Source organism: Acinetobacter sp. GW821-FHT01C12 (assembly GCF_059422625.1).
In genome coordinates, this window is record NZ_JBWKXD010000003.1 from 464433 (window position 1) to 488806 (window position 24374).

A 24374-nucleotide genomic window follows, 5' to 3' on the forward strand; every position below is an offset into this window, starting at 1 on the left:
AAATATTTAATGTGTTTTATTGAAGTAGTTTAATAACAATTCAGCATTTTTGCCCCTTAATTGCCATGACATACAGCGTACGCCACCACCCATATGACAGACCTGTGCGGAGTGAATTGGAATGACAGTTCGTTTGGTTAGACGACGAATTTGCTGTAATGCCAGTGCATCTTGTTTAATACCAAATTGCGGAAAATAAATACGCTCAGGCGTAACCAGCATATTGGTATATAAACCACAAGCTGAACCAAATTTCTCATCATAAATTTCACTACCATCATAAGGTGTGGTGATTTCATGAATTTTGATATCTGGAATACCGCGTTTTAAATCAATTTTTAACTGTTTGGCGTAGTCGGGGTCTTCAGGATAGGTGTTAATCACTAACGTATTCTGATCTATAAAGCTTACGACACCATCCGCATGTTCTAAACCACCTTGTTCATCTGCTTCAATAAATGCAATATGTTTAGTACCTGTCAAACGGACCAGTTGTGCTCTAGCTTGAGTTTCGGTTAAATGATTATCAGCTAAGAATTTGGTACTTAACACAACATTACCATAACCATCTTCAACCCAATTACCACCATCATTGAGCAGTTGGGTCTGGGTAAATTTTAAACCAGCCTTTTGGCTATAGGCTTTAAAGTCTGCTTGAACATCATCAGAAATGGCTTGAGCTTTTTGGGTTCCACCTTGTCCTGCTGCGGTATAACGAAAAAGAACAGGTTGATTTGGATTGGCGCTGCTAAAATCACGCATCCAAATATCTTGCATAGGCGCGATGGTGACATGCTGTTTACCCAGTGCTTTGACATAATCAGGGTAAAGTTGTTGATCGGTTAAGATCATCACATTGTCACCATTTTGGATAATTTTCTTTGCATAATCGACATGAAAATCAAAAATGTCATCGATTTTTTCTGCATAGTATTTATCCTGACTTTGTGGCGAAGCCAATACAATCAATTCCGCATTTATTGTGAATGGAAGCATAGACAGTAATCCAATACTTATTTTAAGTGCTAAAGCTTTCATGATATCTAACCTGTTCATGAAGTTAAGATTCTTTCATTTTTGTTATGATCAGTGTATTTCATGATTTTTACATCACCAGAATACAAAATCAAACCGTCCAACAAAGATTGTGTATTCTAATGAAAAAATCATGATGATTATTTAAAAAGAGGAGGGAGATTAAGTTGCTGTTCCATAGGCAAATACTTCAACCATTCCACCTTGCATACCGAGTTCTGTGGTACTTAAACGTAAGCCCATAATATGCGTAGCTCCAATATTTTCAGCTTCCTGTTTTAATCTAACAATCGCCTCTCGACGTGCGCGATCGACGACACTCTCATAGGTGGTTAAACGACCACCAAAGAAGTTCTGAATTTGCGCAATAATATATTTAAAATAATCATGCGAAATCACCACATTACTACTGATAAGTTGCCCTTGCTTTTCAGAGACTTGGAACTTATTGGTATCAATACGAATATGAGCAAGCCGTTGTTCATTGTCTGTCAATTCTTTTAAATGCTTTTGTTCGATAAAACGTCCAAAACCCCAACCAATAAAAAACAGAACCAGTGTGAGCCCAATTTTAAAAATTAAACCATCCATCTGTTTCGCCTATTTTGAAAATGGATCAGGAAGTTGAGTTGTGGTCGGTTCAACAATGACCGCAGTACCATAGACAAAAAGTTCTGATGCACCTTGCGCAATATTAGAGGTGGAAAAACGGATTCCAACAATTGCATTGGCACCTAAACCATGTGCTTTTTCAATCATACGATTCATGGCTTCTTGGCGCGATTCTTCTAATAACTCGGTATAGCCTTTGAGTTCACCACCGACAATATTTTTTAGACCAGCCATAAAGTCACGTCCAACATGTTTACTACGGACGGTACTTCCATAAACGACATCAAGCTGTTGCTTTATGACATGTGCTGGAACAGTTTCTAAATTACTGAGTTTCATTTTAAATATTCATTGATGATGTCTTGCTTCAAACATAGGAAATTATCCATCAAAAAGCAATAAAAAAAGCCCACCGAAGTGAGCTTTGATCATCAAACTGAGATTAACTGACTTTTTTATCTTTTGAATGATATTTCAATTCAGATGAAGAGGCCGGTTGTGCAATTTGATCCGCAGTGTTGGCTTTTAGACCACCACCAAGGGTTTTATAAACCTCTACCTGATTGTTTAAGTTCGCTTGCTCTAATAGCAATAAACCTTGTTCAGCAGAGTAAGACGTACGTTGAGCATCTAAAACAGTTAAGTAACTATCAATACCAGCACGGAAGCGGGCATTTGAAAGTTTATAGGTTGTATTGGTTGCATCAACTAAACGTTTTTGAGCAGAAAGACGATCACCAATATTTTGGCGAGTCGCTAATGCGTCATTCACTTCACGGAAAGCAGATTGAATTGATTTTTCATAGTCAGATAACGCAATTTGTTGATCTGTTTCTGAAATCTTAATGTTCGCTTTACGTGTGCCCCAATCCCATAACGGAATATCAAGACTAGGACCTAAAGACCAAACGAAAGCACCTGATTTAAATAAATCACTTAAATCAGTAGATGCATAACCTGCAGTACCCGTCAAACTGATGGTTGGGAATAAGCGCGCTTTCGCAGCACCGATATTTGCACCAGCAGCAGAAAGTTGGTATTCAGCCGCTTTGACGTCTGGACGGTTGTTCAGCAAGTCACTTGGTAAACCTGATGCGAACGCAGCATTTGAAGTAATACGCGTTACACGTTGTGTTGGCAATAAGTTGTCTGGAACTGATTGTCCAACAAGCAGATTTAGCAAGTTCTGAGCTTGTGCAATTTGAGTCTTATAATTGGCAACATCATTACGTGCAGTTTCAACAGAAATCTGAGCCTGACGAACAGGCACTTCACTGTCAATACCGACATCAAAACGTTTTTTGTTGAGGTTATAAGAGTCAAGCTGCGCTTTTAATGTTTGGTCAGCGAGCTTAAGTTGTGCACTGGCAAAAGAGTAATTTAGCCAAGCTTGCGCAACTTGACTAATTAAGCTGATTTGCGTTGCATCACGCGCACTTGCAGTCGATAAATAAGTATCAAGCGCATTGTCTTTTAAACTTTTTACTCGACCCCAGAAGTCTAACTCATAAGCAGTCACACCAAGGCCAACATTATAACGTGTTTGAGCACCTACACCTTGATCCTGACGTAACAGACCACCACTTGCACCAATCGTTGGTAGTTGATTGTTTTCAGTGATTTGATAGGCTTGTTGAGCACGTTGAATGTTCAATGTTGCTGTACGTAAATCACGGTTATTGGCTAAAGCAAGATCAAGTACTTGAAGTAAGCGTTGATCTGCAAAAAACTCTTTATAACCTTGTTCAGCAATAGATGTACCACCGTTATTTTGAATATAACCTGTTGGTATGTTCGCCTGAGCTACGGGTTCTGGGCCACGCATGCTTTGACACGCTGTCAAAGCAAGCGCAAGTGCAGATACCGCAATGCTACGACCTGAAATAGACCATACTTTTTGCATCACGATTTATGCTCCTGAATATTTTGATTTTTAGGTTTGTACTTAAAGATACTACGAATCCATACGAAGAACACAGGAATAAAGAAGATACCTAAAAGTGTTGAGCTAATTACACCACCCAATACACCATAACCGACTGAGTGTTGGCTACCAGCACCAGCGCCGCTTGATAAAGCAAGTGGCAATACACCGAAACCGAACGCTAAGGTTGTCATGATAATTGGACGTAAACGCATTTTTGCAGCATGCAATGTCGCTTCAAACAATTCTTCGCCTTGTTCTTGCAACTCTTTTGCAAACTCTACAATCAAAATCGCATTTTTTGCAGACAAACCGATGACTGCAACGATCGCCACTTGGAAGTAGATGTTAAATGATAAGTTAGGATCACCTTTGATGACCATGCCTAACCAAGTTAAGGTAAATGCACCAATAACACCTAATGGCACGACCAGCAATACTGAAACTGGAATTGACCAACTTTCATATAAAGCTGAAAGGCAAAGGAACACGATAAGCAATGAAAGAATTAAAAGCGGAACAGTTTGACTGCCAGATTCACGCTCTTCTAAAGACAGACCCGTCCATTCATAGTCGAAACCTGTTAAGCCCATAGACGGTAACTTACCAATAATTTCTTCCATAGCAAGCATCGCATCTCCCGAACTTACGCCCGGTGCTGGTGTACCTTGAATGTTTGCAGAAGCTACACCGTTATAACGCTCGAGACGAGGTGAACCATAAGTCCATTGGCCTGTTGCAAATGCAGAGAATGGAACCATGGTGCCGCTATTGTTACGAACATACCACTTGTTTAAATCTTCAGGCATCATGCGAGAGCTTGATTCACCTTGAACATAAACTTTTTTCACACGACCACGATCAACGAAGTCATTGATATAAGAACCACCCCATGCCATGCTCATGGTCGAATTAATATCCGCAATACTGACTCCCATTGCACCAGCTTGTGCTTGATCAATGTTGATTTGATATTGAGGGGTATCTTCTTGACCATTTGGACGAACACCAGCAAGACGTTTGTCTTGAGAAGCCATACCTAAAATAGCATTACGTGCAGCAATAAGTTTATCGTGACCTTGACCACTGGCATCTTTTAATTGGATGTCAAAACCTGATGAAACACCTAATTCTGGCATTGCTGGTAATTGCAATGGCATGATGTAGGATGCATCTTTGACGATCATATTCAGTGCCATACCGCGTTGAATAATGGCGCCAATTTGTGATTCAGGTGTAGTACGTTCACTCCAGTCTTTCAATTTAATGAAAGCTAAACCAGCATTTTGCCCGACACCTGTAAATGAGAAACCAGAAACTGTAAAAATAGTATCTACATTTGCTTTTTCCTTATTTAAGAAGTAATCGGTCATTGTTGTGATGACTTTATCTGTCCGTTCAAGGCTGGCACTTGGTGGTAACTGAACAAGTGTCATAACTACGCCTTGGTCTTCTTCTGGTAAGAAAGAAGAGGGGAGCATTTTGTACAGTCCAACTAAGGCAACAATCACAGCAATATAGATCGCACCAGAGAAGATCTTATGATGGGTCATACGATTGACACCACCTTGGTATTTCTCCGCTACTTTTTCAAAACTGCGGTTAAACCAACGGAAGAAACGCGCAAAAATGTTATTGCTTGGTTCTTGATTTGGATCATGCTGTTTTAACAATGTCGCACAAAGAGCAGGGGTAAAAGTTAAAGCAACGATTAAAGACAAAACCATTGCTGTAACGAGCGTGATCGAAAACTGACGGTAAATTACACCTGTAGTACCACCAAAGAATGCCATAGGTACAAATACAGCAGTCAATACGCTGGTAATACCCACCAAAGCACCTGAAATTTGTTTCATCGATTTTTCAGTGGCTTCAACTGGACCAGCATGTTCTTCTTGCATTACCCGTTCGACGTTCTCAACCACAACGATGGCATCATCGACCAATAGACCAATTGCCAGCACCATGGCGAACATGGTTAAAGTATTGATCGAGAAGCCGAAAATATTAATAACTGCAAATGTCCCAAGTACAACCACAGGAACTGCCATTGTTGGGATAATCGTTGCACGCCAGTTCTGTAAGAACAAGAACATCACGAAGAATACAAGAACGATTGCTTCAATTAATGTATGTACCACACTTTCAATTGAAAGCTTAATAAACGGTGTGGTGTCATAAGCAATTTTATCTTTTAAGCCTTCAGGGTAGTTTTTACGCAATTCAGTTAAGCGTTTTTCTACAGCAGCAGCTGTATCAAGTGCATTTGCACCTGTTGCCAATTTAATTGCTACACCGCCCGCAGGGTTACCATTAAATTTAGAATCGAATTGATAACTGTCTGAACCTAATTCTACACGTGCAACATCACCCAAACGAACTTGAGCACCAGAAGACGTGTTTTTTAGGAAGATGTTTTTAAATTGTTCAGGTGTTTGCAACATGCTTTGCGCATTGACAGTCGCATTGAGGATCTGACCTTGTACAGCTGGAGCACCACCCAATTGACCTACAGCCACTTGTGAGTTTTGTGCACGAATGGCAGCAGCAATATCACTTGGTGTAACTTGCAAACTGGTCATTTTAGCTGGGTCTAGCCAGATACGCATTGCATATTGACCACCAAAGACTTGAATTTCACCTACGCCTGCAACACGACTCAGTGGTTCAGAAATATTTGAGTTTACATAGTCTTTAATGTCAGCGCCAGAAAGGCTGCCATCTGGCGAATAAAATGCAAGTACTTGCATAAAGCTCGCACCAGATTTGGTCACTTTTACGCCTTGACGTTGTACATCTTCAGGTAAAAGTGCAGTCGCTGACTGCAATTTGTTCTGTACTTGAACCTGTGCAATGTCTGGATCAATACCTTGTTCAAAATTCAGGTTGATTGATGCCTGACCATTACCCGCACTGTTCGATGAGATGTAACGTAAACCATCTAGACCATTCATTTGTTGTTCAATGATCTGCGTTACGGTGTTCTCAACAGTTTGTGCAGAAGCACCAGGATAAGTTGCAGCAATTGTCACTACAGGAGGAGCAATTGTTGGATACTGAGCAACAGGCATTTTTGTCAGCGTCAGGATACCCGCCAACATAATTACCAGTGCAATCACCCACGCAAAAATGGGGCGATGAATAAAAAATTGAGCCATATTCGTCTACCCCTTATGCATTTGAAGTAGCTTTTTGTTCACTGGATTTATTTTGTTGAACAGGTTGTGCTGCTGTACCTGGTTTAGCACCTGCTTGTGGTGCAGCCGCTTGAGGCTGATAAGGTTTAGCAACCACAGCTTGTTCTGGTTTTACTTTGGCAATACCATCAACAATCACTTTATCGCCAGTATTTAGGCCTTGAGTGACGATCCAATCTTTACCTTGAACACCTACAGTTGTTACAGGACGGCTTTCAACAACACCTTTTGCATTTACAAGCATCGCGATTGCTTGGCCAGTTGGTGTGCGTGTAATTGCTGCTTGTGGAACTAAGTAAGCATTTGGAATTACGCCTTGTACGATCTGCGCATTGGCAAACATACCTGGCAATAATAAATGATTAGGATTTGAGAAGACTGCACGTAAAGTCACAGAACCAGTGCTTGGATCTACACTCGCATCAGAGAATGCAAGGTTTCCTTCCACACCGTAGTAGCTACCATCTTCAAGTTTTAAACGAACTTTGGTGTTATTGCTACGATCAATACTACCTTGACTTAACTGTTGGCGTAGACGTAATAACTCAGCACTTGATTGGCTGATGTCTACATAAATTGGGTCAAGTTGCTGAATCGTAACCAAAGCATTGGCTTGGTTTGCAGTCACCAAAGCACCAGCAGTGACTGAAGAACGACCAGATTGACCTGAAATAGGTGAACGAACAGTCGAATAACCTAGGTCAATTTGTGCATTTTTAACAGCAGCATTTGATGCTGCAATATCTGCTTCAGCAAGTTTGATTTGTGCAAGCAAATCATCAAACTCTTGCTTAGAAACAGCATTGATGCCGACAAGTTGACGATAACGATTTGCTTTAACCTGCAAGGCATTTAAGTTTGCTTGCTGACGTACTAAAGCTGCTTTTGCACTGTCTAAGTTTGCACGATTGATGCTCGAGTCAATCTCATAAAGAGGTTGGCCTTCACGAACAAAACTACCTTCCGTAAACAAACGTTTTAAAATCACACCATTTGTTTGTGGGCGAACGTCAGAGATTTGATACGCTGAAGTACGACCCGAAAGTTCAACACTTTGTTCTACGCTTTGTGGCTGAGCAACAATGACACCAACTTCAGTCGGCGGCATTTTTTGGGCAGCACCACCAGCTTGTTGTGCTGATTTAGGATCTTTGCTGCAGCCTACAAGTGCAATACTTGTTGCGAGAGCACAAGCAGTAAGGGCAGGAGCCCAAAGCTTTGCCGACATCATTATTCCACCTCGTTTAGATTCTTATCTAAAAATAATTTGTTCTGTCTTAACGTTTCTCGTGACAGTATGAGCCATAAAATTGCAGCCCATATGACACCTATACTCCATCCAGTGAGTACATCAGTTGGGAAATGTGCCCCTAGATAAATTCTAGAGCCCCCCATGCTTAGAAACCATAAAAAGCCCCCCAAGCTAATCCATTTAACTTGGCGATGCTTTTGAAATATAAACATAATCGAACAGCATACAATCGCTGCATAAATGCTGTGAGCACTAGGAAATGAAGCACCATAGGTTTGCACCATTTGGTAGATTTCATCGGGTCTAGGACGATTAACCAGATATTTGAGTATCCAACCAATCGCCGCAGCACCGAGCAGTCCAATACTGATCATCAGCACATTTGCATATTGTTTTAGGCGTATGAAATATAAATTACATAGCCCTGCAATCACGATCATTGACGGTAAGCCGCCCAGATAGGATAGGGTGAGTGATAGACCATTTAAGACTTCTAAACGGTGTGAACTCATCCATACAACGCTTGAAAAATCAAACTGTTGTACCTGGTTAATGTTTAAACCAACACTCCCAATAAGTAAACCTATACAGCCAATAAGGAGCAATACGTAAGGCATAAGTTAACCTAGAGTATATAATTGCGTACGTTAAGTTTATTTAATCAACCGAAGTGTACTAGCCAGTACACTTTTTTTCAAGTGAGTAAATTTAGGTAATTTATACTAATTTCTTTTTGTGAAATAATTAACAATTTGCACAAAAAATAACAAAAATCCTAGTGATTTAGTTTGCTTTGTGAGTTTGCCTCATCTTCAAGTTGTAAGGGTTGTTTTGGCGGCCAGAAGAAATCTAAAGGACGGGTAGAAAAATGGGTAAATATGAGTTTTGCCAATGGTTTCCATTGCGAAAAACGAACTTGTCTTGCTCTGAGTGCGACAATAATGGTGAGTGTGAAGCTGACAAATAAGTTGGTCAAACCAATACACAACACGCCAAGGAAAGACACTATGATGAGGCCAATATCAGGTGAACCATTGATGGTCATTAAGCCTTGAATAAAGTTGGCAGCAGCAAACGCAATATGGCGAATATCTAATGGTAAACCTAAGATAAAACCAATGGTTCCCATACTTCCAAGCATGATCCCAAAGATAAAATTACCCGCTAAAGCGCCTAAGTTTCGCTCGATATAGTCTGCAAACTTGTCCAGTCTGGCTTGTCCCATCATTTTTTTCAATTTTATGTGAGCTTTTAAGCGAGGCCCGACTTTTCGATAGACTGACATATTGTCAAAATATCCAGCGATTAATCCCGATAAAAATAAACAAACACCTGCAATTGCTGCATGTGGAATTGCCAATGAGGTAAATGGATTTAGGCTGGCGAGTAAGGTTGTGGCTTTAGCATGCGTCAAAAGTGGTTCATGCATTGACAGTTGCCATAGATAGGTAATTAAGGCGGCAGTTGGAATCGCAATCGAAATATTTCCCAGAATTGCAATAAACTGGGTCCGAATAATATTAATAATCAGTCCAGCAAGTTCAGCAATTTGCGCTGTTTTTGAACCCTTTTGGTGCTGAACTGTTGATGCAAGTGCGGCCGCCGTCATCGCAGGCTGTTTGGTTGCTACAGTAAAGTGCAAAACATGGATCAGGATAAAGCCCAATGAATAATTCATACTGTAGAGAAAGGCATGCAAAAATGGCGCAAGGACTAAACGTGCAGTCAGTATTTTCAGGGTTGCCATGGTTGCAATAATCGCACCTGCGCCTGCAGCTGCTTTATACATGCCAAAGAAACCTTTTTTATCGGTACTTACATAATGTTCGCCTGTCTTACTGGCATTTTCAGTGACTTGTAGTGCGATTAACTCACTGTTGGTTTTAAGCAAATCACGCACACTGGTTTCACTATAGTGAGCATTGACTAAGTCAGTGAGCAATTCACCACAGAGCTGATAACGGATCTGATCATCTTCTACAAGAAGATTGAGTAAGAGTTCGATTCGATCAATACATTGTTCTAGTAACGAGAGTAGATAAGTCAGACTTAAACTCACCCCAATCCGTTTGATTGCTCGACGGATTTTTTGTACCACATCACGACATTGTTCAATCATGACCAACGCTTGGTCTGCATCAGGAGGAATACCCACAGCAAGCTCATCTTCATCGCGATGTTGTTTTTTATACGCTTCTATAAACTCAACAATTTCACGGTTTTGAACTAAAAAAGGCGATTCATATTCTTGAAGCTCAGGGTAGGCATTGATAAATTCAGGATATAAGCCAATACCACTGATTCGATAGGAAAGCACAGTAATGGCTTTGACAATATCGCGTTTAATTCCCAATTTATCGTTTTTATAACGATGACCTTGATTGAGTAATCGGAACAATTGTTCCCATTTCTTTTCACTGATATTTTCCAGCCAATATTTATCACTACGTTGGTGAAACACTTTGCCAACCAAATCTTTGAGATCTGATTCGTCTGTCAATAAAGGTAGAAAATGTGCGCCAATCCGTTGCCCAAGCTGATTCCAAAAGCCGTCTAAAGATAAAATCCCACTATCTGCATACAATCCTGCTTGTTTATAGTGATTGACCAGCTTGAGTAAGTAACCTTGAAATGCAGAAGATGCATTGGGTGTAGTGAGCAGTGCTTGAATTAAAGCATCAAATTTATTTTGACTTTCTTCTAAATTGTGGCTGTCACTGGGTCTGATACGATTGATTAACTCAATTAATATATCAGGATTGGGAACAACTTTTATGCCGTCAAGTTGTTCCTGCATAAGGAGGAAAAGATCATTAAATTGTATATGCATAAGCCTTGTTAAATTTTATTGAATTCGATGTAAGGCAAGTTGCGCTAAATTATACAATGCCTGGCGATACTCAGATTCAGGCAAATGATTCAAAGCTTGAATCGCAGCTTGAGTTTCTTCTGTGGCACGGCGACTACAATAATCTAAAGCACCTGAGCTCTGAACAATTTCAATCACACGATTTAAATCGCTTGTTCCACCAGTTGCGATACTTTTACGGATAATTTCGTGCTCTTCACCCTGAGTATTTGCTAAGGCAGAGATTAAAGGTAAAGTGGGTTTACCTTCCATTAAATCATCACCAATATTTTTACCTAATGTTTCAGCATCAGAGGTATAGTCTAAAATATCATCAATAATTTGAAAGGCATTGCCAAAATGACCTGCAAATAAACGTAATGGTTCACGATACTCAGGTTTCCCTGCAATGATGGCAGCACCTTCAGTTGCAAGTTCAAATAAACGAGAAGTTTTACCGTGAATAATATCTAAATAAGTTTGTTCAGTTGTTTCGGGTTGGTGCTGTGCTTGAAGCTGTAATACTTCACCTTCGGCAATTTCACAAGTGCCCGTCGAAAAGTCTTTGAGCAAGATCATATTGTCGAGATCAACCAGAAGATCAAAAGCTCGAGAAATCAGAAAATCACCCACCAACACCGCAGTTTGGTTGTTCCAAGTTGCGTTCGCAGTTGGACGACCACGACGTAAACCAGATTCATCTACAACATCATCATGTACCAATGTTGCGGTATGCAGCATTTCAATGATTGCTGCCAGTTTACGATAAGGGTCCATCTGTAGATCTGTTGCACCACATGCTTTTGCTGCAAGTAGGCACATGATTGGACGCATGCGTTTACCGCCAGCTTCAACAACATGTTTACTGACGGCCATCACTAAAGCAACTTTTGAGGTAATCCCTTCATTAATAAACTTGTCCATTGCAGCAAAGTCGGTTGCAACTGGAGCGAGAATATCTTGCTTAAAGTCGATGGTCATCGGGTGGGAGCCTCATGCAAATGCGTTATAAGTTGCTAGTGTAACAATTAACATGTCTGAATGTTGCTTTTGCAAGCAGACATCGTGCCTGAATCTTAATGATTTGTTCTTTCTTTGTCCAAAGATGAATAAAGCATTGAACATTCAATCGATCATTCTTTTGAGCTACATAGTAGCGGATTTGTTTTAAAAATCTATTTCAATTTTAGCTGTATCTTAAAAAAAAATTCATATTATCAAAGGGGAAATCTTAAAAAAACCATTATATGTAGATTATTTTCTATACAATGATAATATTTGCTGGAAATGACTTGTTGTTTAATTCATTATCACTTAAAATCTTTGCCCTTGAATAACCCCCAGTGGCGTTCGTCTTAAGATCGATATATTCCTTTATCGGCACGACGACACGGGTAAGTTGGAGTACATTATGTACGCAGTAATCCAAAGCGGTGGTAAACAGCACCGTGTTGTTGAGGGTGAAACCCTTAAAGTAGAATTGTTGAAAGCTGAAACTGGCGCGACTATTACATTTGATGATGTATTAATGGTTGTGAATGGCGAAAGCATTCAAATCGGTGCTCCAGTTGTAGCTGGCGCAAAAGTAACTGCAGAAGTGGTTGGTCACGGTCGTCATGACAAAATTCGTATTGTTAAAATGCGTCGTCGTAAGCACTACCGTAAACAACAAGGTCACCGTCAATGGTTTACCGAGTTGAAAATTACTACGATCGCAGGTTAATCACTAGGAGTATATAGACATGGCAACTAAAAAAGCCGGTGGTTCGACCAAAAACGGTCGTGATTCGAATCCTAAAATGTTAGGTGTTAAAATGTACGGTGGTCAAGCTGTGACTGCTGGTAACATTATCGTTCGTCAACGTGGTACAGAATTCCACGCTGGTACAAATGTTGGTATGGGTCGTGACCATACTTTATTTGCTACTGCTGACGGCGTAATCAAATTTGAAGTGAAAGGTCAATTTGGCCGTCGCTATGTATCTGTTGAAGCGTAAGCTTTAAGAGTGCAAAAAAGCCCGCTTTATTGCGGGTTTTTTTATCAGTTTTTTTTAGCATTAAAGAAAAAACCATCTTCATCATGATGAATAATTTTCAACATATTGCACCAATAACAATACAAAACTTCTTATTTTCTCAATTATTACTGACTCAATTTGGTTTAAGATAAGCAATCTAATAAATTACATTCTGTGCCAAATATTATTTGAATATTTTAATTGAGGTACAGACATAGAAAAGGTGAACATATGAATATGCTTCGTAAAACGATGGGTGCAGTGGCTATAAGTGCAGCGCTGTTTGCACCTGTAATGAGCACAACAGTTTTTGCAGCAACTGCTGCTTCGGAGCAACAAGCAACCGCAAATTTGGTTAAACAACTCAGTGGTGTAAAAAGCTTTACTGCAAATTTTGAGCAAACCACAAAAGCGACTCAAACAGGTAAAGTTGCACAGAAAAAGGGTTTAACCGCTCAGCATATGAATCAAACCTTTAAAGGTACAATGAAGGTTGAGCGTCCTGGTAAATTCTATTGGGAAACCACCACGCCCGCAAAACAGACTATTGTGACCGCAGGTCGTACAGTGTGGATTTATGATCCTGACTTACAGCAGGCTGTACGCCAAAGTTTAGATGAGCAGGTTGCCAATACACCAGCATTACTACTCAGTGGTAATACTGAGCAAATTCAAAAGGCTTATCGTATTACTCAGCCGAATGCAGGTAAAACTTACTATACCTTGTATCCAAAACAAAAAGATGGTGCTTTCCAAAGCTTGACGATTAGTTTTGGGGCGAAAAATGCACCGACTTTAATGATCTTGCAAGATTCTTTGGGTCAAACAACCACTGTGCGTTTTAACAATGTACAGGTCAATGCCGCTATCCCTGCATCTACCTTTAATTTTGTGCCGCCTAAAGGCACAGACATTATTGATCAATAAACGATTTTGATTGAATAGAAGAGCAACCGTAAGGTTGCTTTTTTTATGCCGATTAAACAGAACAGAGCAATAGACTTAGCCATGTAATAATAGCTACGAGCAAATAAAGTGGCTTTCAATACAAGATTATTCTATGCTCAAACAAGGGTTTGAATATAAAAACTGAGATGCTGTATGTATCGCAAGACACAATTGAAACTCAAACATTACCCAAAGATGACTGCGCAAAAGTCATTTTTGAATGTTTTGAGGCAAAAGTTAATCTGCATGATTGGGCGATTTTTAAGACGGCATCGTCGTGACGCAGAAGTCAATCTTTATCAGCAGAAGCTTTACCAGCCAGTTGAAGAAATTATCACAACCAACTTAAAAATATCAGGAATTATCCCACCGCATTTAAATGGTTTATTGTTAAGAATTGGCTCAAATCCGATTGATGTCGCAAAGCCGACATTATTTGAATGGTATCTTGGTCATGGAATGATTCACGCACTCAAATTACAAGCGGGTAAAGCAATCTGGTTTAAAAGCAGTATGCTGGCCACAGATACGGTGCAGCAATATAAACAACAACCAGCAATAGGCGGCTTTCGCCGTGGTGCACATGATGTTGTAAATACCAACATTTTTAAACATGCAGGAAAACTTTGGGCGGTGATTGAAGCTGGCGCGTTTCCAATCTGCTTAGATGATGAGTTAAATGCAGAACGTTATCAGTTGTTTAATAGTGATGCTGATTTACCGTTTACCGCACATCCTCGTAAAGATGCTAAAACAGGGCACTTACATGCGATTAGTTATGATGCTTTAGATCGTAAAAATGCCTATTACCAAGTGATTGATCAGCATGGCGATTTAATTCATGTCACGCAAATTTTATTACAACATGGTCCCATGATTCATGATTGTCTCATTACACAACAAGAAGTTTTGGTTTTTGATTTTCCGCTTACTTTTTCAATGACGCGATTATTGCATGGTGCAAGTGTTCCCTATCAATGGAATAAACAGCATCAAGCACGTATTGGAATATTGCCTAAATATGCAAATGCTGAACAGATTCAGTGGATTGAGCTTGAACCATGTTTTGTTTTTCATGCAGCAAATGCTTTTCGTGATCATGAAAATAGAATTATTTTAGATGTTTTGGTACATCAGGACGATTTTGAACATTCCCAACACGCAGCTTATGAATTGCAACATGCACAGTTAGAACGTTGGCGCATTGATTTAAGCTTACAAACGCTACATAGAACTGTACTCGACTCTCGAATTCAAGAATTTCCGAAAATTGATGCGCGTTTTACTGGGGTCCCATATCGCTATTTATACACTTTGGGTTTTGCTGAAACTACATTGTTCAATTGTTTATATATTCATGATTTAGAAATGCAAACATTTGTGAGTTATGATTTTGGTATACAGTGGGCAATTGGTGAAGTTACTTTTGTGGCTAAGCATGAACACAGTGCAGAAGGGCATGGATATTTGATGGCCTATTTGCATCATGTAGAGGGGGAAGCAGCCAAAGCTGTTATTTTAAAAGTAAATGGACTAGAAATAGCTGAGCAGGCTGAAATTGATTTGGGCGTACATATACCACTGGGATTTCATTGTAATTGGGTTGAGAACCATGCAAATGTAGATTTCAATCAAAATGACAATGTTGGCGCTAATTTGAATAAAAGAGTTAGCACATAGGCTTAAACAACAAAATTTCAATAATTAACAATTATGAATATTAATTTAAAGGTTCTGGTTTTATGATAGGGCTATTACTAAATATGCTTTAAAGATATAGAAATGAAAGTAAATTTTAAAAGTGGTCTGATTTTTTTATCTCTTTTATCCAGTATGCTCATGGTTAGCGCATGCCAAGAAAAGCCAGCACCTCAAGCAGAACAAGCTGCAACAGCAACTCAACACGCGCAAATACCATTGATTCAAGCTAAGGTTGAACGCGTCAATGTGGTAAAAAAACAGTTTTGTGATGAAGATGGTTGTACGCAATATGATTTGCAAACTGTAAAAAGTAATGTGCCTTGGCTAGATGAGTATTTTCTAAATCGTATTAAAAAAGATGTACCTGGCGCATTTGAGAAAGATCAAAATCATGCCCAAGCTGAAAGTGAAGCGCAATCTTCACCTAAAGGCTTAAATCAAAATTCAATTTATGTTCGTTTTATTTCACAACAAAATAATTTAGCCACTTTTGTGATCCAGACTTATACCTATGCAGCCGGTGCTGCTCATGGGATGTATCACAATGAATATGTGACATTCGATTTAAGCACGCAAAAGCGCCTCGCCCTAACAGATATTTTAAAACCAAACGTCGAAGCAAAAGTTGCTGAACAGCTTTATGATGCCAATGCGAACTGGTTGATTCAAAAGGATATTACGCGTGATAAATTGCAGTTAAGTGATAACTATTATTACGGTGTAAATGGTCTGGTTTTTGTTTATCCATTATATGAACTTACTTCTTATGCAGAAGGTATGCCTGAGTTAAAGCTGCCGTATCAAGTGGCAAAAGATTTGATTAAAGCCGAGTATTTACCAAGTCTACCTCAAGTCGAAGCGACTGTAGAAAAACCTGTTACACCTTAATTGTCTTCAAATCATACAATTCATGTATGTCTAATGCTCTGTCACTGTATTTTTTACAGTGAAGAGCTTACACTATAGTCAGTTTTTTTCTTACCCTTTAGATTGACTATGATCGACCCGAAATTAATCAGAAATAATATCGAGGCTGTAAACTTAGCCTTAGCCAAACGTGGTGTACAACTCAACGTTGAAGAATGGGCATCACTAGAAGCTCGCCGTAAAGAAATTCAGTCTAGAACTGAAAACTTACAGGCAGAGCGTAATTCGGGTGCGAAACAAGTTGGTCAAATCAAAAAATCTGGTGGCGATGCTTCAGAAATCATGGCACGTATGGGTGCGATTGGTGATGAAATTAAAGCCGCTGAAGTTGAATTGAATGAACTTCAAGCTGAATTAGAAGCAAAACTACTCTCAATCCCAAACATGCCACATGAGTCTGTGCCAGAAGGGAAAGATGAAAGTGATAATGTTGAAGTTTTAAAGTGGGGCACACCACGTCAATTTGATTTCGAAATCAAAGACCATACTGACCTTGGCGAAATGATGGGTGGGTTGGAGTTTGAAACTGCAACCAAGTTAACGGGCACACGTTTCAGCGTATTGAAAGGTCCATTGGCGCGTTTACAACGTGCATTGACCCAGTTCATGCTGGATACCCATACCTTGAAAAATGGTTATACCGAAGCTTATGTCCCTTATCTTGTCAATGCAGACTCATTGCGTGGTACAGGTCAACTGCCTAAATTTGAAGAAGATTTGTTTAAATTACAAGGCGAAAAAGAATACTATTTGATTCCAACCGCCGAAGTTCCAGTGACGAACTTTGTCCGTAATGAAATCATTGATGCTGACCGTTTACCGTTGAAATATGCTGCGCATACACCATGTTTCCGTAGTGAGGCAGGTTCTTATGGTCGTGATACGCGCGGTTTGATTCGTCAACACCAATTCGACAAAGTTGAAATGGTCCAAATCGTAAAACCTGAAGACTCAATGGATGCTTTGGAAGCATTGACAGGTCATGCAGAAGGGATCTTACAAGCTTTAGGCTTACCATATCGTAAAATCGTTTTATGTGGTGGTGATATGGGCTTTGGTGCGTGTAAAACTTATGATTTAGAAGTTTGGGTACCAAGCCAAGATACATATCGTGAGATTTCTTCTTGTTCAAATATGGGCGATTTCCAAGCACGCCGTATGATGGCGCGTTATCGTGCAGACCAAAAGAAAACTGAGCTGGTACATACTTTGAATGGTTCTGGTTTGGCTGTCGGTCGTACTTTATTGGCTGTGATGGAAAACTACCAACGTGCCGATGGCTCTATTGAAGTGCCAGAAGTGTTACGCCCGTACATGGCTGGTGCAACATTTATCGACTAAATATCGAAAACTCGATATTTGGTTCAGTTTTGTGCATAAATATTGCTTAGTACAATCAGATTTGAACTTTTGAGGAACACTGTGGAAATTTTCCCAATTTCATTAAAACTACAAGGGCAACCTTGTCTGATTGTGGGTGGTGGGCATATTGCTTACCGCAAAGCAGTATTACTTGCAAAAGCTGGTGCAGTGATTCATGTGGTTGCACCTGATATAGAGCAAAATCTTTTAGATATTGTCCATTCAACCCATGGGCAATATCATGCAGATAAATTTGATCGTCAAATTAGCCTAAGTAGCTATCGTTTGGTGATTGCTGCAACCAATGATAAAGCTGTCAATCAAGCTGTTTTTGAAGCTTGTGAAGATTTAAATGTGTTAGTCAACAGTGTTGATGATCCTCCACATTGTCGCTTTATGGTGCCTGCGATCATTGATCGTTCACCACTGGTGGTTTCAATTGCCACCAATGGTGCCTCTCCTGTTTTATCTCGCCAGATTCGTACTCAGCTTGAAGCGTCTATTCCTCATGGAATGGGTAAACTTGCTGATTTTTCTGGGAAATGGCGTAAAGCTGTTAAAGAACAGATTACTAATCCTGATGAACGTCGAATCTTTTGGGAAGATTTATATGCCAGCCCTTTAAAAGAGCAGGTGTTTAATGACAATCTCATAGAGGCAGATCGTCTAATTGAACAAGCTTTAACAAAATGGCAAAAACCAAAAGGTGAAGTTTATTTGGTGGGTGCAGGACCAGGTGATCCAGAGCTGTTAACCTTAAAAGCACTTAGATTGATGCAGCAAGCGGATGTGGTGATTTATGATCGTTTGGTGTCCCCCGCGATTTTAGAATTGTGTCGTCGTGATGCTGAAAAAATCTATGTGGGTAAAGCACGTTCAAATCATTCTGTGCCACAAGATGGGATTAATGCATTACTGGTCAAATATGCCACCGAAGGTAAACGTGTCTGCCGTCTAAAAGGTGGTGATCCGTTTATATTTGGTCGCGGTGGTGAAGAAATTCAAGAGCTTTTTGCGGCCAATATTACGTTCCAAGTTGTTCCGGGCATTACCGCCGCATCAGGGTGCTCAGCTTATGCTGGGATTCCGCTTACACATCGTGATTATGCACAAAGCGTCCGTTTTTTGACGGGACATTTAAAAGAAGGTTCACCAGAGCTACCCTGGAATGAGCTGGTTTATGAAAATCAGACATTGGTTTTATATATGGGCTTGGTGGGACTAGAAAAAATTTGTGAAAATCTAATATCACATGGTCAACGTCCAAATATGCCAGTGGCTTTGATCTCCAAAGGGACAACCCCTGATCAAAAGGTGGTGGTTGGAACATTGGCAGATATTGCATCAAAAGTTGAAGAAAACCATATTCAAGCGCCTACTTTGACCATTATTGGTGAAGTGGTGAGTTTACGCGAACAGTTACAGTGGCAATAATATCTGCCTAAATTTTTCTTTAAAAAAACAGACATGGTCTTTTTTAAAGGACTTAGGTTGTATTCTGATAAGTAGAGATCTCCCGTGATTCATGTTGTTTTATACGAGCCTGAAATTCCTGCAAATACAGGGAATATCATTCGTTTATGTGCCAATACCGGTGCACAATTACATTTAGTCAAGCCTCTAGGTTTTGAACTGGATGATAAGAAGTTGCGCCGTGCAGGATTGGATTATCATGAATGGGCACATATGAAAGTTTGGGAAAACTTTGCTGAATGTTTGGCACATTTAAAGGTGCAGGGAATTGATCTTGATGCGATTTATCCTTTAACCACCAAAGGCACTGAAACACCACATACCTCAGATTTAAACCGACCTGTGGCTTTATTGATGGGGCCAGAAACACGTGGTTTACCAGAAGATGTTCGTATGATGTTCCCTCAGTCGCATTGGATTCGTTTACCTATGGCACCGAATTCACGTAGTCTGAATTTATCGAATGCCACCGCAGTAATTCTATATGAAGCATGGCGTCAGCAAGGGTTTAAAGAGTTAAAATAAAAATCATAACCCATCGCATAGATGGGTTTTTACTCTTATTAATTTAGAATTTCCTTTTTGGAAGGAGCAATGAGGTTATGGTTGTATAAGCGATCTCATCCGATTGGGATTTGCCTTTAAAATCAGTAATCCGAATATTTATCTTAATTTTTTGTCCTTTCTTTGCAATATACCAAATATTTGAGTGATTCTTTCTTCTATAACTATAGTCAAACCGCCTAATTATTCATACAAGTGATTTACATCAACTCATTGATCATAAGTTTTTGTATTAACTTTTAGAAACTGTTGATTATCGATTCATTTTTTATACTTTTGAATTCTAGATGTTTATCCTATCGCGGGGCGACAGGGATGTAGCCGTTGGGTGGGGGTACAGGACGTACCCCTCGCCCAATAGAAGATTTTTGTCACTTTTCATCTCTGAAAAGTGAGGCACCGCCTACGCAAAGCTATTTAAACTTTGAATGTAAGGTGTGGCAATGCAAGGCAAGCTTTTTTATAATCAAATAATTTATTTTTCCATACAATTGATTTAATTAAAAATATTAATTAAGAGCAATTATATTCTTGTGTCTGAGTTTTTTTGACAGGTTGCCTATATAACGTTCCTAAATAGTGTTGACAGCCTGTATCAGGCTGCACCCCAATGCTTGTACTTTCTTATTCAGACCTTAAAAAATCAGATTTTAACTATTTGTTTGCTTCTAAATAGGTCACCGTTTCAGATTTCGGTATACCTTTATAATCTGTGATTAAGATATTCAGTTTAATGTTTTGTCCTTTTTTAAATTCAGAGCGATTCGGGAAATCGCTTAAATTTTCTTCTAAGACTTTGCCGATATAGTGTTGACAACCACTATCTGCTCGGCCAGCGGCTTGCGCTTTTTTTACAACACCTTTTATGTTGAGTGATGTTTCCTCAACTTCACCTAAGCCATCTTTATTGATATATAGCGTACGTGTAGAAGAGTTTTCTAAAAGTTTAACCTCTAAATCACAAGAATTTTCATAGGACGCAAAAGCACTATGGCTGAGGATTACTAGGATAAAGAGAAGTGGAATTTTCATTATTTTGTCCTCTTTGCTATGTTTTTATTTAAATGACGCTGAGCTGATATCATGCTTACAACATAGCGAGTTGAGTATAGGTCGTATTTAGAGAGTTGAGGTTTAGGCTTCTTGTAGCAGTGTTGGCTCATTTTTTGCTTGAATGGCATCAAATTGTTTTTGAGCACGAATGACATGTTGCACATTACCTTCAGCCCAGAGTTTAAATGATAAAGCAGTTTGAGCAAACTCAAAGCCTAGAGAGGTTAATGCATATTCAACACGAATCACATTGTTTTCATGAATTGTACGGGTGATAAATCCATCTCTTTCCAGAATTTTTAATTTCTGGGAAAGTACTTTAGGTGAGATGCCTGTTAAGTTTTTTTTCAGTTCATTGAAGTGTTGAGAGTGCTGATGAAGTCGATAAATAATCATCAAAACCCACTTATCTGCAAATTTTTCAAAAAAAGATCTTGCCGGGCAGTTTGGATGAAAAATATTAAAATTGAATACATTAGTCATCAATCTATACCTCAATTTGGAAAGTTATAACCAAGAAATGACCAGTTACCATGTAGTAACTAATTGATACTAGATTTCAAAAGTATATCATAAATTAATCAGGTCAATACAACTTCTGCTGATTGATAGCATTGATCGACCCTTTTATATTTATGAGCGTGGTTTTAATGAAAATAACAGATGCGGTCGTTTTTATTACAGGTGCAAATCGTGGTCTAGGTTTAGCACTTGCCCAGCAAGCGATACAACGTGGTGCCAAGAAAGTTTATGCAGGAATGCGTAATCTTCAAGATTTTAATCAACAGGGTATTATTCCGATTGTTGTAGATGTCACAGATCCCGTATCTATTCAAAAAGCTGTTGCAGAATGTGGTGATGTCAATCTATTAATCAACAATGCAGGTATTGCACGCTTAAATGAAAGCCCTGTAGATGCAAATATTGCAGCAGTGACACGGGCGGTTTTAGAAACCAATCTTTATGGTGTGATCAATACGACTCAGCAATTCTCTCCAATTTTAGCAAGCCATGCTGAAAGTTATATCGTCAATATTTTATCGGATGTGTCTTGGGAACCCAGCACGATGTTAGCCAGTTATGCGATTTCTAAAGCGGCAGCATGGTCATTTACCAATTCAACTCGGCAATGGTTAGCAAAAGCCAATGTTCATGTGATGGGGGTACATGTTGGTTTTATCGACACAGATTTAACCCAATCACTGGATATTGCCAAAATTTCTCCACATACAGTGGCGCAACACGTATTTGATGGAATTCAACAAAATGCCTTTGAAGTGTTGGTTGGGGAATCTACCCAACAACTCAAACAAGGTCTAACTGCAACCCCTCCAAGTTATATCAAACATTAATATACCTATCATCTCAATCAGAGGACTTATCATGTCAAAAATCGCTGTTGTTTATCATTCAGGTTATGGCCATACCAAAGTCATTGCAGAAACTTTTGCCAATGAAATTCAGGCAACGCTCATCGAAGTGGATCAAGAGGGCAATATTCAAGATCAGGATTGGGACACTTTAGATACCGCAGATGCAATCGTATTTGGTGCGCCAACTTACATGGGCGGTGTACCTTGGCAATTTAAAAAATTTGCAGATGCATCTTCTAAGCGTTGGTTTACTCGTGCATGGGCAGACAAGGTTTTCGGTGGTTTTACCAACAGCGCAAGTTTAAATGGCGATAAGCAAGTCACGTTAATTTCTTTACATACCTTGGCTTCACAACATGGTGGTATTTGGGTCAGTCTTGGTTTGGCACCATCAAACACTAAAAGCGCTACACGTCAGGATGTGAACAGCTTAGGCGGTTCTGTCGGCTTATTGGTTCAATCACCTGCTGATGCCAGTACAGATGAGATTCCAAGCGGTGATTTAGAGACTGCAAAACAATATGCAAAACGAATCAAAGCGATAACGGAAAAATTTATTGCAGCATAATTGCAGTTGATATGACTAAAATAAGAAAGGCGCATAAAGCGCCTTTCTTATTTGATTACACCCACAATAATCAATTATTCATGTTCATTGTGTTGTGGTGCAGGGTAGCGGAAACCACGAGTTTTATAGGCTAAATAGGCAACACCTAATACAGCCCATGCAAGCCCGAGTTTTAATGCCATTTCATCAATTTCTAACCACATCAAGAATACGCTGGCAAAACCAAGAGATGGAATCACCACATAATTGATGATTTCTTTCAGTGATTTTGTTCTGCCGTCACGTAAGGCGTAACGTGAAATCACAGAGAAATTAACAAAACTAAATGCAGTTAAAGCACCAAAGCTAATTAAGTTGACAATATGTTCAAGGTCAAGAAAACCCGCTGATAACGCAACAACACCAACAATCAAAATATTATAAGTCGGGGTATGTAATTTTGGACTAATATGACCAAAAATCTTTTTGTTAATGACGCCATCACGACCCATTACATACATCAAACGGGATACCCCAGCGTGTGCAGAAATACCAGAAGCCAGTACAGCAATGACCGCAAAATACAATACTAACTTTTTAAATGCGATACCTGTAATTGCCGTTAAAATGGTTGCATTGCCAAGTGCTTCAAGCATCACAGGTTGAGATTCATCCAGCGGATTAAAGTAAAGATTGGCATTACTTGGGAAAAATAGCTGAATAAAATAGGTACTAAAAATAAAGATAATACCCGCGATCAACGCTGTAGAGAAAATTGCTTTTGGCAAGGTTTTTTCAGCATCTTTGGTTTCTTCTGCAAGGGATGATAACGCATCAAACCCTGTGAAAGAGAAACAAAGAATCGTTGCACCACCGATTAATGCACCAATTGCCGTCATTTCACTCCAGAATGGAGCAAGTGACCATAATTCAGCTTTATCTGGGTTTAAGGTGCCATCTGCGTAAATGCCTTGAGTTAACAGTAAGTAAACTTCATAAACAAAATAGAAGATGATCGCAAGTTGCACCACAACAATGGTACTGTTAAATCGAGCAACAAAACGTGAACCAAACAAGTTGATCACAGTCATAATCGCCGTCAGTGCAATGACCCAGATCCAGTTATTCACATCTGGGAATAAGGCTCTTAAGTAAATATCAGCCAAAATGATGTTGACGAGTGGAGATAATAAATAATCTAACCAAGAAGACCAGCCAACCATAAAGCCGACATTCGGGTGAATCGATTTTTGCGCATAGGTATAAGCAGACCCTGACGAAGGGTAGCGCTTGATCATATGACCATAACTGATAGAGGTCAGAAGGATGGCAACAAGCGCAAAAATATAAGAAGTTGGAACATGTCCATGGCTTCCGTCTGACACTAAACCAAAGGTATCAAATAAGGTAAGTGGCTGAATATACGCTAGACCAATAATGATAATATGCCACAGCACAAGATTTTTTTTCAGTTTTGCTGTGGATTGAGTCCCAGAGATATCTGTCAACGGCGTTATCCTCTTAATCGTTGATCAAGGAT

22 protein-coding genes are annotated in these 24374 nt (G+C 39.5%); 10 read left to right on the top strand and 12 right to left on the bottom strand.

The genetic code is table 11. The features are described 5' to 3' along the window. Positions 1–6: 6 nt before the first annotated feature. The 9 genes from AC07WY_RS11350 to sdsA form a co-directional block, all read right to left on the bottom strand. Entirely contained in the window at positions 7–1038 is a 1032-nt protein-coding gene (locus AC07WY_RS11350; protein ID WP_494736396.1) for an agmatine deiminase family protein, read from the bottom strand. Positions 1039–1197: 159 nt separating this feature from the next. Further along, positions 1198–1626, bottom strand: coding sequence for a YbjQ family protein (locus tag AC07WY_RS11355; RefSeq protein WP_239046328.1), 429 nt, complete (start codon positions 1624–1626; stop codon positions 1198–1200). A 9-nt stretch (positions 1627–1635) separates the two neighbouring features. Continuing rightward, on the bottom strand, positions 1636–1986 hold the full coding sequence (locus AC07WY_RS11360) for a YbjQ family protein (protein WP_004819546.1): 351 nt from the start codon (positions 1984–1986) through the stop codon (positions 1636–1638). Between the two features lie 103 nt (positions 1987–2089). Further along, positions 2090–3550 (bottom strand): multidrug efflux RND transporter AdeIJK outer membrane channel subunit AdeK, encoded by a 1461-nt coding sequence (gene adeK / locus AC07WY_RS11365; RefSeq protein WP_004722574.1) that lies wholly within the window; start codon positions 3548–3550, stop codon positions 2090–2092. Continuing rightward, positions 3550–6729 (bottom strand): efflux RND transporter permease subunit, encoded by a 3180-nt coding sequence (locus tag AC07WY_RS11370; RefSeq protein WP_494736397.1) that lies wholly within the window; start codon positions 6727–6729, stop codon positions 3550–3552. Before AC07WY_RS11370 ends, adeK begins: the two co-directional genes overlap by 1 nt. A 13-nt stretch (positions 6730–6742) precedes the next feature. Continuing rightward, positions 6743–7999, bottom strand: coding sequence for an efflux RND transporter periplasmic adaptor subunit (locus AC07WY_RS11375; RefSeq protein ID WP_035371662.1), 1257 nt, complete (start codon positions 7997–7999; stop codon positions 6743–6745). Further along, a complete protein-coding gene (locus tag AC07WY_RS11380; protein ID WP_494736398.1) occupies positions 7999–8637 on the bottom strand; it encodes a phosphatase PAP2 family protein in 639 nt (212 codons plus the stop codon). Before AC07WY_RS11380 ends, AC07WY_RS11375 begins: the two co-directional genes overlap by 1 nt. Positions 8638–8795: 158 nt before the next feature. Next, positions 8796–10850 carry a site-specific recombinase gene (locus AC07WY_RS11385; protein ID WP_262085250.1) on the bottom strand — a complete coding sequence of 685 codons (2055 nt, stop codon included), beginning with the start codon at positions 10848–10850 and terminating at the stop codon, positions 8796–8798. A gap of 15 nt (positions 10851–10865) precedes the next feature. Further along, complete coding sequence (sdsA, locus tag AC07WY_RS11390) at positions 10866–11849, bottom strand: All-trans-nonaprenyl-diphosphate synthase (protein ID WP_244015307.1); 984 nt, start codon at positions 11847–11849, stop codon at positions 10866–10868. Positions 11850–12279: 430 nt separating this feature from the next. Here sdsA and rplU point away from each other — a divergent pair, with 430 nt between their 5' ends. The 8 genes from rplU to AC07WY_RS11430 all read left to right on the top strand — a co-directional run bounded on the left by rplU (position 12280) and on the right by AC07WY_RS11430 (position 19822). After that, on the top strand, positions 12280–12591 hold the full coding sequence (rplU, locus tag AC07WY_RS11395; RefSeq protein ID WP_004722561.1) for a 50S ribosomal protein L21: 312 nt from the start codon (positions 12280–12282) through the stop codon (positions 12589–12591). Positions 12592–12610: 19 nt separating this feature from the next. Then, positions 12611–12865, top strand: a complete 255-nt coding sequence (rpmA, locus tag AC07WY_RS11400) for a 50S ribosomal protein L27 (protein WP_004722560.1) — start codon at positions 12611–12613, stop codon at positions 12863–12865. Between the two features lie 252 nt (positions 12866–13117). Then, positions 13118–13813 (top strand): outer membrane lipoprotein periplasmic chaperone LolA, encoded by a 696-nt coding sequence (lolA, locus tag AC07WY_RS11405; RefSeq protein WP_004722558.1) that lies wholly within the window; start codon positions 13118–13120, stop codon positions 13811–13813. Between the two features lie 174 nt (positions 13814–13987). Then, complete coding sequence (locus tag AC07WY_RS11410) at positions 13988–15514, top strand: carotenoid oxygenase family protein (protein ID WP_262085251.1); 1527 nt, start codon at positions 13988–13990, stop codon at positions 15512–15514. 102 nt (positions 15515–15616) lie between these two features. Then, positions 15617–16423, top strand: coding sequence for an RsiV family protein (locus AC07WY_RS11415; RefSeq protein WP_270382742.1), 807 nt, complete (start codon positions 15617–15619; stop codon positions 16421–16423). 108 nt (positions 16424–16531) lie between these two features. Further along, positions 16532–17803: a serine--tRNA ligase gene (gene serS, locus AC07WY_RS11420; RefSeq protein ID WP_004722550.1), complete on the top strand. Its 1272-nt coding sequence runs from the start codon at positions 16532–16534 to the stop codon at positions 17801–17803. An 81-nt stretch (positions 17804–17884) separates the two neighbouring features. Next, the gene (gene cysG, locus AC07WY_RS11425) at positions 17885–19258 is read left to right on the top strand and encodes a siroheme synthase CysG (RefSeq protein ID WP_034615647.1); all 1374 of its coding nucleotides are present in this window, start codon (positions 17885–17887) and stop codon (positions 19256–19258) included. Between the two features lie 84 nt (positions 19259–19342). Further along, complete coding sequence (locus AC07WY_RS11430; RefSeq protein ID WP_004819563.1) at positions 19343–19822, top strand: tRNA (cytidine(34)-2'-O)-methyltransferase; 480 nt, start codon at positions 19343–19345, stop codon at positions 19820–19822. Between the two features lie 693 nt (positions 19823–20515). Here AC07WY_RS11430 and AC07WY_RS11435 read toward each other — a convergent pair. Both AC07WY_RS11435 and AC07WY_RS11440 read right to left on the bottom strand, forming a co-directional pair. Beyond that, complete coding sequence (locus AC07WY_RS11435; RefSeq protein ID WP_494736399.1) at positions 20516–20893, bottom strand: hypothetical protein; 378 nt, start codon at positions 20891–20893, stop codon at positions 20516–20518. A gap of 102 nt (positions 20894–20995) precedes the next feature. Beyond that, entirely contained in the window at positions 20996–21397 is a 402-nt protein-coding gene (locus tag AC07WY_RS11440; protein WP_494736400.1) for a winged helix-turn-helix transcriptional regulator, read from the bottom strand. A 167-nt stretch (positions 21398–21564) separates the two neighbouring features. Here AC07WY_RS11440 and AC07WY_RS11445 point away from each other — a divergent pair, with 167 nt between their 5' ends. Together AC07WY_RS11445 and AC07WY_RS11450 are read left to right on the top strand one after the other, a co-directional pair. Then, positions 21565–22266 carry an SDR family NAD(P)-dependent oxidoreductase gene (locus AC07WY_RS11445; RefSeq protein ID WP_494736401.1) on the top strand — a complete coding sequence of 234 codons (702 nt, stop codon included), beginning with the start codon at positions 21565–21567 and terminating at the stop codon, positions 22264–22266. 31 nt (positions 22267–22297) lie between these two features. After that, complete coding sequence (locus AC07WY_RS11450) at positions 22298–22855, top strand: flavodoxin family protein (RefSeq protein WP_244015315.1); 558 nt, start codon at positions 22298–22300, stop codon at positions 22853–22855. Positions 22856–22929: 74 nt separating this feature from the next. On the opposite strand, the gene AC07WY_RS11455 is transcribed toward AC07WY_RS11450, so the two are convergent. Then, positions 22930–24342 carry an APC family permease gene (locus AC07WY_RS11455; RefSeq protein WP_004722537.1) on the bottom strand — a complete coding sequence of 471 codons (1413 nt, stop codon included), beginning with the start codon at positions 24340–24342 and terminating at the stop codon, positions 22930–22932. Positions 24343–24374: the final 32 nt, after the last annotated feature.